Origin of the sequence: Lysinibacillus sp. K60, from assembly GCF_019731275.1 — a bacterium.
Lineage (GTDB): Bacteria > Bacillota > Bacilli > Bacillales_A > Planococcaceae > Lysinibacillus > Lysinibacillus capsici.
In genome coordinates this window covers 212,961-224,084 of sequence record NZ_JAASJR010000001.1, presented here as the reverse complement: position 1 = coordinate 224,084, position 11,124 = coordinate 212,961, and the positions used below count along the sequence as shown (strand labels likewise).

Below are 11,124 nucleotides of genomic sequence, written 5' to 3'. Positions count from 1 at the left end.
TACTAGCGTTAAGGTATTTGGCAATAGTCAAATAAAGCCGTACCTCTCATAAGTACGGCAAAGGTTGTAAGGTTTCTAACTATGTCCAGTAGTTAGTAATTGAGATCAAATTTTCAAGATTTACATGCTGTTTAATCGCTCCAACGATTAAGCAGTTTTTTTATGCCCTCAACAGCTAGGGTTGACATCATATCTCACCACTTTTACTGATTTTCCCTGCTTACATAAATGACTAGCAATCTCGAATAATTTGTTACGACGCTGTTCTTTTAAATAACCTTCAAGCGAATTTATATAATCGACTCTATCTGTCAGAACGTCTATCCGTTCCTTCACTAAATCGAAATCTCCTTCGCGAAAATGTAAATTAATAGCCGTTATGATGTCTCTGCAACAAGCACTTTCTTTCGAATACTCCATTTCTAATGCATTTAATCCTCCCACACTTATCACTTTTCTATTAGCAAAATCTACGAATACTAGATTTTTTAAAGCTTGTCCGTATGCTGTTTTCAATTGCTCTAACATCACTGTTCCTCCAATACAAATTTTTATTCTCACCATATCTCACTTGCCCTCATAACCAAAAATCGAGCTATAATTTTCATCTATAAAGTTTGCCATCTTCATTGCATGAAACGACCACTTTTCCCCTATTCCTTTTGGATAATAAACAAATCCACCGTTTTCGGTATCAAGTATTTCTCTAAACTTTGAAGGGAAAAGGACATTATCTTTAATCCAGTCACGCTTTTTCTTAATACGGCTTTCTAAATCCTGCATAGTCCAGCAAATACCACTTAAACTCTCCTGTTTAAGTTCTTCTAGTTCCACTTTTTTTACCATCACATAACCTTCTGGAACTGGAATTGTTAAATTGACTTGAAGTTGTTGCATCTATCTTCACCTCACTTTCATTTCGATTAACGTTGCTACGGTCTTATCAGCTATAAGGATTTATATACCGTCATCGGCTCGGTATCACAGCGCATTACTTATTTGGTATAATTCACCTAGAAAGGTAGGTGATACATATGGATAAAAATTATGAATTTAGTTACAAGAAAAAGTACTTAAGTACTTTGATTCTCGATGGTTTTATCTCGGCAATGCACAGCCACAAAACCCTTTTTAAAACTCTTTATACAGAAAACAGTACGCATGGAATGGCTATTGCTCTGGCATACCTTACAGAGGCTCACAATTACTATGTGAATGCTCAAACATTACTAATAGATAATGTTGAATTGCTAGGTGAACGTAACGAATTTGATGAATTATTCCACCGTTTTTCTGTTTACAACAAAGAATTCTTAACAAATGCCCGTACAGACCACAGTCATCAATGGTCAGATATTGAATTTAGAGATTTTGTTGAATCCTTTAAACCTGTTGCTGAATTACTTAACATTGATGAAGATTCATTTTGGATCAATAAAGCTTTATCCTCTGATAAGGAATAATAAATTTACCTGTTCAGTTTTACTGAGCAGGTATTTTAATATTAGAAATAAAGTACTCAATTTCATGCTTCACCCTGTCAGCAATTACTTCTGGCACTTTATTTTCACGAATAAGTCGAAGCGTTGCCCTACGCAAATCATTTGTTGTTTTACCAACATTCAACTGAATTAAATCATCCACAATACGCAACACTTTAGTTTGAATAAGTTCATCTAATTTCTTTTGTTTAGCAAAATATTCTTGCACACCCCTCACCTCACTTTCATTTTGATTTACGTTGCTACCGTCACATCAGCTATAAGGACTTATATACCGTCATCGGCTCGGTATCACAGCGCTCCACTTATAAAGTCGCATTTATGCGACATAATCACCAAAAAAAATTACCATTGCTTCTACCTTAGAAAGAGATAACCGTTTGCAGATGAGGTTCACTTCTTTAACTGTAAATGTTTCACCCCGATTACGCATCTTTCTATAAAATGTACTTTTGTTCATTCCAATAGCTAAGGACATCATTTCAATATTCATTCCGTTTTCAATAATTTTTCTCTTCAATTCATTAACATTCATCTATTATCCTCCTTCCCTAAGAAAGATGTCGCATATATGCGATTAATCATATCTTAATTGGTAAAATTCTCTTTGTCAATCATTTTTCGCACATATGCAATATAATTATCTAACAGAATACTAAAAGTTGCATATATGCGAAAAAATATTTAGAATAATAGATACAGATGGGAGGTGAAAATACCATGAACATGGGAGACAAAATTAAATCTAGGCGGAAACAGTTAAAAATCACTGCTGATCAACTAGGGGATATGATAGGGAAAAACCGAGCCACCATATATAGATACGAAAAAAACGAAATAGAAGATATGCCTTATACCATAGTAACTAAACTAAGTAAGGCATTAAATCTCTCCCCCTCATATCTAATGGGTTGGGATGAAAAAGAGGCCTTCCAAGCTGTTTCTGAATACGATTATATCCCTACACCAGTTTCAGCAGGAGAACCAATCACCATTGATGGAATTTCTGAGAAAGACACCATCACAATTCCAGACGAATTACTAGGTAGATATGCAGGAGATAATGAAATATTTATCATGCGAGTTAACGGAGACTCTATGAATAAAGTTATTCCTCATAAATCTCTTATAGCTGTAAAACCAATCAACATCGCAGATCTAGATAATAACGACATCATTGTTTATAGCAACGGTTATAGTTTCTCAGTTAAGAGATTTTATAGAGATGGTGAACGATTAATTTTCAGACCCGAATCATATGATACTAGCTTTACAGATTACATAGTTAGTGAAGCATATGACGATCTACGTCTACATGGTAAAGTAGTAACTTACATTGTGAACCTTGATTAATTATTAGCGCTAAAAATTAATTAAACAAAAAGAGCAGGCTCATTCGTCTAGCTCTTTTCTTATATCACTGGAAGGAGAATGTGTATGGCGAGTTTCACAAAACGCGGAAAGACTTGGCAGTATATTGTCAGCCGTATGGTCAATGGTGAATCAAAACCTATACGCAAGGGCGGTTTCAAAACGAAGAAAGAGGCACAGATCGCAGCTGCTGAGGTCGAGTCTAAATTAAATAAGGGTTTTAATCCTGTTACGAAATTAGAGCCGATTGATGAGTATTTTGAACAGTGGGTATCTATTTACAAATCTAATACTGCACCACCTACAAAAGTACATTACAAAAATACATTGAAGATAATTAAAAAGCACTTTTCTAATACCCCTTTACAGCATATCAAAAAGAGTAATTATCAATCTTTTCTCAATGAGTATGGAAAGACCAAATCTAAAGAAACGGTTAAAAAAATCAATGCTCATATTAGGGCCTGTGTACGAGAAGCTGTTGATGAGGGTATAATTCCTTCAGATTTTACTCGCAATGCAACAATTTCTGGCCAAGACTCCAAAAAGAGTGATGAAAAGCATATTAACTACACTGAAAGTAAGTTGTTATCTAGTTATCTAATTGCATCACTAAAAGAAGATAACAGGCCTGTGTATTATATTATTTTGCTGGCTTTGAAATCAGGGATGCGCTTTGCCGAAATAATCGCACTCACTAGAAATGATTTTAATTTCAAAGATAATACAATCAATATTAACAAGACATGGGGATATACAAATTCCTATGATGAAGGTATTAAAAAGACAAAAACGGAAAGTTCAAACCGCATTATTAAAATGGACAAAGTAACGATGCGTCTGTTCAATCATTTTTTTGAAGTTACTCCAGAAAACATTCATAAATTGGTGTTTTATAATCCCGCTTCTAAATACAAAGTTTTCAGCAATACAGGTGTTAATAAAGCATTGAAAAAAATACTACGTGATTTAAAGATAGAAGAAATTTCAATTCATGGTTTACGTCATTCTCACGCTAGTATTTTATTCTATAAAGGAATTTCAGTTCAGTATATTTCTGAAAGACTTGGACATGCAGATGTAGATACAACAATTCGAATTTACACACACCTCATCAAAGAGCTTCGTGAAGAAGATGAAAATAATACAGTAAATATTTTAGCTGCATTATGATTTTACACATTATTTACACATAGGTATTTACAAAGCCGTATGAATATTGATATGATTGCTCTTGCTCTACGTGGTTCGTAACCATCCCACGAAAAAAAACTAAGGAGAAATGAATATGAAGATAAAATTTTTAGCAGCAAGTGGTATCATTGCGGCTCTCTATATAGCTGTAACCATGCTTGTTGCACCATTTGGTTTTACAGAGGTTCAGTTCCGAGTATCTGAGATGTTTAACCATTTAGTGGCCTTTAATCCACGCTTTGCCGTAGGGATTATTATTGGAGTATTGATCTCTAATCTCTTTTCACCACTTGGCATTTACGATTTAGTGTTTGGTGTAGGTCATTCAATGATTACACTCGGCCTGTTTATTTTAATCTGTAAATTTGTCAAAAATATTTGGGCACGTTTAATTATTAATACATTGCTCTTTACATGTACTATGTTTATCATTGCCTTTGAGCTGAACTTGGCTTTAGAGTTGCCATTTTTCTGGACTTGGCTAACAGTCGCGGCGGGTGAATTTGTTGTATTAGCTGTAGGTGCACCGATTATGTATGTATTAAACAAACGCCTTCACTTTAAAAATTTGATTTAACTGACGGATCTTTTTAGATTCGTCTTTTTTCTTGACACTATTTTGAAAATACTCTACAATTCTTTCTAATAAATGCAAGGAAGAAGAGTAGTAGCAAGCATTGTTACTTTAAGAGAGCTGGTGGTTGGTGCAAACCAGTAGTACAGACTTGTGAATGGACTTCAGAGCAGCCTTATCAAATGTAAGGCCGATTCGCTCCCCGTTACCGGAGCAGGAAAGCGCGCAAAAATTGCGAATGAAGGTGGCACCACGGTTACTCGTCCTTTTTATGAGGGATTGGAGTGGCTTTTTTTTTGGAAAAATTAGCATAGAGGAGTCGAGTTAAGATGAGTACAGTAGTAGAAAAAAAGGGATATTTCGGTGAATTTGGTGGAAGCTTTGTTCCAAAGGAGCTTCAAAATGTTTTAAATAGACTAGATGAGAATTTTCAAAAGTATAAAGAGGATGATGATTTTAAGCAAGAATTAGATTACTATTTCCGTGAATATGTCGGGCGTAAATCCCCTCTTTATTTTGCAGAAAATTTAACACAGCAATTAGGTGGCGCAAAAATCTATTTAAAACGTGAAGACCTTAACCATACAGGCTCACATAAAATCAATAATGTATTAGGACAAATTTTACTAGCTAAACGTATGGGAGCAAATCGCGTGATTGCCGAAACAGGTGCAGGACAACATGGAGTAGCAACAGCTACAGCGTGTGCCATGTTTGGAATGGATTGCACGATTTATATGGGCTTGGAAGATACAAAACGTCAGGCATTGAACGTATTTCGCATGGAACTTCTCGGAGCGAAAGTTGTTGCTGTCGATAAAGGGCAAGGCCGCTTAAAGGATGCTGTAGATGAAGCATTCGCTGACTTAGTAGAAAACTATGAAACAACCTTCTATTTATTAGGCTCAGCAGTTGGACCACACCCCTTCCCATCAATGGTTAAACATTTTCAATCAGTGATTAGCCGTGAAAGTCGTGAACAGATTTTAAAAAAGGAAGGAAAGCTGCCAACAGCTGTTCTTGCCTGCGTAGGAGGCGGTAGTAATGCTATTGGGGCATTTGCTGACTATATTGCAGACGAGGATGTTCGTCTTATTGGAATAGAGCCAGACAAAGCTGCTACCTTAAACGAAGGAACACCAGGAGAGCTACACGGCTTCAAATGTTTAGTACTTCAGGACGCAGAAGGTAACCCACTCCCTACCTATTCAATAGCAGCTGGTTTAGATTATCCAGGTGCAGGGCCTGAGCATAGCCATTTGAAAACAATCGGTCGTGCTGAGTATGTGACCGTGACAAATGAAGAAGTTTTAGATGCCTTCCAAGTACTTTCTAAGGTCGAAGGTATTATTCCTGCTCTTGAAAGCTCACATGCAGTCGCACATGCTCTAAAATTAGCACCAACTTTATCACCTGAGGAAAGCATTATTATTAATATATCAGGTCGTGGCGATAAAGACGTTGAACAAGTCTTCCACATGTTAACTAAATAACTCAAAAAAGAGCGACTTCCGTTTATAGAAGTCGCTCTTTTACCTATACCAATGATTTAGGATAAATTTCTGCTACATTATCTCGCAGCTTCGCTTTCAGGAATTTTCCGACAGATGTCTTTGGAATTTCTTCTAGAAAGACGACTGCATCTGGTACCCACCACTTGGCAAATTGATTTTCTAAAAAAGCAAGAAGCTCTGGTTCAGTTACTGATTGTCCCTCTTTCAATACAACACAAGCTAATGGACGCTCCTGCCATTTTGCATGGGGCATGGCAATGACAGCCGCTTCTAAAACGGCATCATGCGTCATCAGTGCATTTTCCAAATCAACAGAGGAAATCCACTCCCCACCTGATTTAATAAGATCCTTCGTACGGTCTGTTATTTTAATAAAGCCATCTGCTGTTCGTACAGCAATATCACCAGTATATAACCAACCATCTCGATAGGCATCTGCTGTTCGCTCATCACGATAGTATTCGTTGGAAATCCATGGGCCTTTTAAACGTAATTCCCCCATTGTTTCGCCATCCCAAGGTACCTCACCCGCCTCATTAATAATACTAGATTCGATACCTGCCATTGTCATCCCTTGCATCGCTCGAGCTTCAATACGTTTTTCAATCGGCCAATCTTCCATCCATGACATATAGTTGGACAATGCCACGATTGGTGTAGTTTCCGTCATGCCGTAGACAACAATATAAGGAATACCATACTTTTCTTCAAATGTCCGAATGAGTCGAGTTGGTGAAGCCGATCCACCACAGCATATCGCTCTTAAAGAGCTAATATCTCGCTCTTTCTTTTCCTGCTCCTGTAAGGCGCCTATCCAAATGGTTGGTACACCAGCAGTTAATGTAACTTTTTCTTGCTCGATTAAATCCATTATTAATGCTGAAGTAAATTGCGGACCTGGTAGAACTTGTGTAGCACCCACATTGACACTAGCAAAAGGTAAGCCCCATGCATTTGCATGAAACATGGGTACAATCGGCATCACCACATCCCTTTCCGCAATCCCCATAGAGTCAGACATACTCAGCATGATACTGTGTAAAACTAAACCCCGATGGGAATAGACAACCCCCTTTGGATTCCCTGTCGTAGCACTTGTATAGCACATACCAGCAGGTGCTTCTTCGTCAATATCCTCTGGAAATTGAAAATTTTCATCAGCCGAAGCTAATATGTCCTCATAGGATAAAACATTTTGTAGTGTAGTCTTCGGCAAAGCTGGTTCATCCGTCATAATGATATAGTGTTTCACTGTCTTAAGTTTTGGCGCAATATTTTCAATGATCGGCAATAAATCTACATCGACCATTAAAATCTCATCTTCTGCATGATTAATAATATAGATTAAGTGTTCTTCTGATAACCGAATATTTACCATGTGCAAGATTGCCCCTGAGCAAGGCACAGCAAAATAAGCTTCTAAATGCCGATGCTGATTCCACGCAAAGGAGCCGACTTTTGTTCCTCTTGTCATCCCTAGCTTTGTAAGGGCATCTGCTAAACGACGCGTTCTTTTTGCCCACTCCCCATATGTTAAACGATGTATTTTGTGTGGGCTTGTCCGTGAAATAATTGATTTTCTTGCAAAATAGCTCTCTGCTCGCTTGAAAAAACTAGTTAAAACTAATGGTGCTTGCATCATAAAACCCATCATCCCTTCATTTGTGAATTTCCCCTTGTGAAATTGTTATAGCATTAATTAAACTGAATACTATTAATATTCCGAATATTATTATATTTTAATTTCATAATTTAATCTATATATTCCAATAATTTTCTTTTATATATAAAAAAAACGGATGAAGTTTAGATCTTCACCCGTTGCCCATCTTTTATGAAATGGCTTTTTTATGCAGTTTGATTTTCAATTTTTCTAACATATCTACTGTCATTTTAGCTAAATCATATTCTGCTTTGAAGCCCCACTCTTTTTGAGCCGCTTCAATATTTAAAGAGTTTGGCCAGCTATCTGCAATGGCCTGACGAACTGGATCTACCTGATAGCTCATTGTGAAATTTGGTAAGTGTTTCTTGATTTCAGCCGCGATTTGCGAAGGTTCGAAGCTCATGGCTGTAATATTAAAAGCATTGCGATGAACAAGCTTACTACCGTCTGCTTCCATTAAATCCACAATAGCTTGTAAGGCATCTGGCATGTACATCATATCCATAAATGTACCTTCCTGAATATACGATGTATATTTGCCTTGTTCGATGGCTTCATAGAAAATTTCTACTGCATAATCTGTTGTACCACCACCTGGAGGTGTTACATAAGAAATTAGCCCTGGGAAGCGTACGCCACGTGTATCAACACCAAAACGATTGAAGTAATAATCGCATAATAACTCACCCGCTACCTTATTTACCCCATACATAGTTGTTGGTCTTTGCAAAGTATCCTGTGGTGTATCTTCCTTAGGTGTAGACGGACCAAACGCACCAATTGAGCTTGGCGTGAAAAATTGCATATTTAACTCACGTGAAACCTCCAACGCATTCATTAATCCACCCATATTTAAATTCCAAGCTAACAATGGATTTCTTTCTGCTGTAGCTGATAATAATGCTGCTAAATGCATCATTGTATCTGCACCGAAGTCCTTTGCTAAATCATGCATTCTTTGTCCATCTGTCACGTCCAATATTTCAAATGGGCCCTTAGTATGTTCAAGCTTTCTAATGTCTGTAGCAAGTATATTGTCCTCTCCATAAATACCACGAAGTTTTTCTACAAGCTCAGAACCAATTTGACCAAGTGCTCCAGTAACAATAATCTTTTTCATTTCCCAAAACCTCCACATGTGAACAATTGTACTTTCCGAAAGTACAAAAATACATTAATAAACATTGATTTAATAACACTTTCAATGGAATTCATTATAATGTGTTCGTTTTGAAAATACAACAATTATATTAATAATATTCCTTACAAAGAACATACAATCCCTTATTAACAGTATATGAGAACATGAAAAATATTGTGCTACAAAAATATATAAAACACATTTGTACATCTCAAAAACACAAAAAATTTATACTTTCATAAGCTAGTTTTGTAACCATGCAAAAAAAGAATCTTCTTTGCTATTTTTTGCAAAGAAGACCCTTTTCGAATATTATTCTTTAATATTAAATTATATCGAAAAACGTTTGACAGCTATTTGCAAAACTTTTGATACTTTGCGCAATTCCTTTATATAATTATGGAACTGTTGCTGAGCTGTTAATTGATCAGCTGTTAACGTAGCAACATGCTTAGTAGACACGGCATTCGTATCGGATAAGGCTGTCAGCATACCTGCATCCTCACTTACCTTCTTCGTGTGATTGGCAATCTCTTGAACCGTAGCAGATACTTCCATCATATAAGGCTTAATAGTATGTACTTTTTCTAAAATTTGATCAAAACTTGATGCAGTTTGTCCTGTAACAGCTACACCTTTTTCAGTCGCCACTAAAACGCCTTCCATCATTTGTACCGCATAACTCGAATCTAAATGGATGTTCTGTACAATGGATGTAATCGTTTGTGTCGATTGAACAGTTTGCTCTGCAAGCTTACGAACCTCATTAGCCACTACTGCAAAACCTTTACCATGCTCTCCTGCTCTTGCGGCTTCAATTGACGCATTTAAAGCCAGTAAATTAGTTTGTGCTGTTATTCTTTCTATTACTTCAATCATTTGATCGATCGATGCAGCCCGCTCTACTAAATTAAAGATAGCTGTATTAGATTTTTCAACCGCCTGCTTAATAGCTTGCATTTGCGTTAAATTAGCCTGCACAATTTCAGTTCCACTTTCTGCATCTCTGGCCGTTTTTTGCGCAAAACTTTCTACAACCTGAACCTTTTCTAAAATAACCTGTACATCATTTAAAACCTCCTCTAAGGAAGCCGTATTCGAAGCTAATTTACTAGAAGAAGCAGACGTTGACTCTGAGATAGATTGTACATCCTTCGCTATTTTTAATGTCGTTGTTGATGATTGCTCAGAGGAGTTCTGCAATTTCCCTGTCATTTCTTCTACTTCATAGGCACTGTCTGTCACAGTATGGAGTAGTCGTTTCACCTCTGTTACCATTTGATTGTATGACAGTACTACTTCACCAAGCTCATCATGAGCTACATAACTTGCATTGGCAGTGAAATCACCTTGTTCTGCACGTTTTAATAATGACTTTAGTTGACGGGTTGGTACATTGACTGCCTTCGTTGCGATAAAACCGATAAGGATAACAAGCAAGACAACCGCTAAGCATACACCACCTAGTAACCAGTAGCCGAATTGTACATCTTTCAGATAAGCATGCTGTTGGTCTTTTGCTCGTTGAACCAAATAATTTTGCGTGTCTTCTAATAATGCATGACTCTCCTGACTAATTGGTAAAAATGTTTGCACATAAAACTGATCTAGCTCACCATGGTTCAATTGCTTAAAGTTCTCGATGGCTTCTTCCTGCTTCTTAAGCAATGACTTATACTTCTTAATTTGATGACTCATCTTTTTATCAATTTCTTGGCTATCTAGATGCTCTAAAGGCTGCGCCATATTTTGTAAAATGGCTGTCATTTCTTTATCGTTGCCTTTCGAATCTACTATTAAATCTAATCGACGCTGTGATTCTTCTAGCTCATTTAGCCATCCAATTGGGACAAGTCCCTGTGTATAACTCTCACTTGCATGCCACGACATTTTCCTTAAATAATCTACACTGAATATACCTAGCAATACATTCGATAATACACAAACAATCATGAGTACAAGTAACTTGTCCTTCACCTTAATGAAACGGAAAAAATGCATGATCCCTGGCTCCTCCTCCAACTCTTACCAATAATGATAGTATAGAGATATAAAGCCAGTGTTATATTTTTGTAAATTTTAATCGAAACATTAAGAATTTATACCCATCATTTAGTTTTATCTAGGTAATTTAACTCGCTAAATTAGCCGGATGATTGCTT

General features: G+C 36.7%; 12 protein-coding genes, 1 riboswitch and 1 other annotated feature. Of the genes, 5 read left to right on the top strand and 7 right to left on the bottom strand.

Annotated features, from left to right (window positions below; genetic code table 11):
* Nucleotides 1-168: 168 nt before the first annotated feature.
* Nucleotides 169-528, bottom strand: a complete 360-nt coding sequence (locus HCH28_RS01135) for a hypothetical protein (protein ID WP_221679253.1) — start codon at nt 526-528, stop codon at nt 169-171.
* Nucleotides 529-567: 39 nt separating this feature from the next.
* On the bottom strand, nt 568-897 hold the full coding sequence (locus HCH28_RS01130) for a DUF771 domain-containing protein (protein WP_221679251.1): 330 nt from the start codon (nt 895-897) through the stop codon (nt 568-570).
* Nucleotides 898-1,034: 137 nt separating this feature from the next.
* Between HCH28_RS01130 and HCH28_RS01125 the strand changes: the two genes are divergently transcribed.
* Nucleotides 1,035-1,463, top strand: coding sequence for a hypothetical protein (locus tag HCH28_RS01125; RefSeq protein WP_221679250.1), 429 nt, complete (start codon nt 1,035-1,037; stop codon nt 1,461-1,463).
* Between the two features lie 19 nt (nt 1,464-1,482).
* Here the strand turns inward: HCH28_RS01125 and HCH28_RS01120 are convergent, their stop codons facing one another.
* The gene (locus tag HCH28_RS01120) at nt 1,483-1,710 is read right to left on the bottom strand and encodes a hypothetical protein (protein ID WP_221679249.1); all 228 of its coding nucleotides are present in this window, start codon (nt 1,708-1,710) and stop codon (nt 1,483-1,485) included.
* A 111-nt stretch (nt 1,711-1,821) separates the two neighbouring features.
* The gene (locus HCH28_RS01115) at nt 1,822-2,037 is read right to left on the bottom strand and encodes an XRE family transcriptional regulator (RefSeq protein ID WP_221679248.1); all 216 of its coding nucleotides are present in this window, start codon (nt 2,035-2,037) and stop codon (nt 1,822-1,824) included.
* A gap of 185 nt (nt 2,038-2,222) precedes the next feature.
* On the opposite strand from HCH28_RS01115, the gene HCH28_RS01110 reads away from it, so the two are divergent.
* From HCH28_RS01110 to trpB, 4 genes are all read left to right on the top strand, one after another.
* A complete protein-coding gene (locus HCH28_RS01110; RefSeq protein ID WP_221679247.1) occupies nt 2,223-2,855 on the top strand; it encodes a LexA family protein in 633 nt (210 codons plus the stop codon).
* Nucleotides 2,856-2,939: 84 nt separating this feature from the next.
* Nucleotides 2,940-4,046, top strand: coding sequence for a site-specific integrase (locus tag HCH28_RS01105; protein ID WP_221679246.1), 1,107 nt, complete (start codon nt 2,940-2,942; stop codon nt 4,044-4,046).
* Nucleotides 4,047-4,110: 64 nt separating this feature from the next.
* A riboswitch (PreQ1 riboswitch) is annotated at nt 4,111-4,155 on the top strand.
* A 6-nt stretch (nt 4,156-4,161) separates the two neighbouring features.
* The gene (locus HCH28_RS01100; protein WP_048393417.1) at nt 4,162-4,644 is read left to right on the top strand and encodes a QueT transporter family protein; all 483 of its coding nucleotides are present in this window, start codon (nt 4,162-4,164) and stop codon (nt 4,642-4,644) included.
* 68 nt (nt 4,645-4,712) lie between these two features.
* Nucleotides 4,713-4,912 (top strand) — a binding site (T-box leader).
* Between the two features lie 58 nt (nt 4,913-4,970).
* On the top strand, nt 4,971-6,134 hold the full coding sequence (gene trpB / locus HCH28_RS01095; RefSeq protein WP_221679245.1) for a tryptophan synthase subunit beta: 1,164 nt from the start codon (nt 4,971-4,973) through the stop codon (nt 6,132-6,134).
* A 43-nt stretch (nt 6,135-6,177) separates the two neighbouring features.
* On the opposite strand, the gene HCH28_RS01090 is transcribed toward trpB, so the two are convergent.
* From HCH28_RS01090 to HCH28_RS01080, 3 genes are all read right to left on the bottom strand, one after another.
* Complete coding sequence (locus tag HCH28_RS01090) at nt 6,178-7,797, bottom strand: long-chain fatty acid--CoA ligase (protein WP_221679244.1); 1,620 nt, start codon at nt 7,795-7,797, stop codon at nt 6,178-6,180.
* Nucleotides 7,798-7,987: 190 nt separating this feature from the next.
* Nucleotides 7,988-8,941, bottom strand: coding sequence for an L-threonine 3-dehydrogenase (locus HCH28_RS01085; protein WP_004225462.1), 954 nt, complete (start codon nt 8,939-8,941; stop codon nt 7,988-7,990).
* A 351-nt stretch (nt 8,942-9,292) separates the two neighbouring features.
* Nucleotides 9,293-10,963, bottom strand: a complete 1,671-nt coding sequence (locus HCH28_RS01080) for a methyl-accepting chemotaxis protein (protein WP_221679242.1) — start codon at nt 10,961-10,963, stop codon at nt 9,293-9,295.
* Nucleotides 10,964-11,124 lie beyond the last annotated feature (161 nt).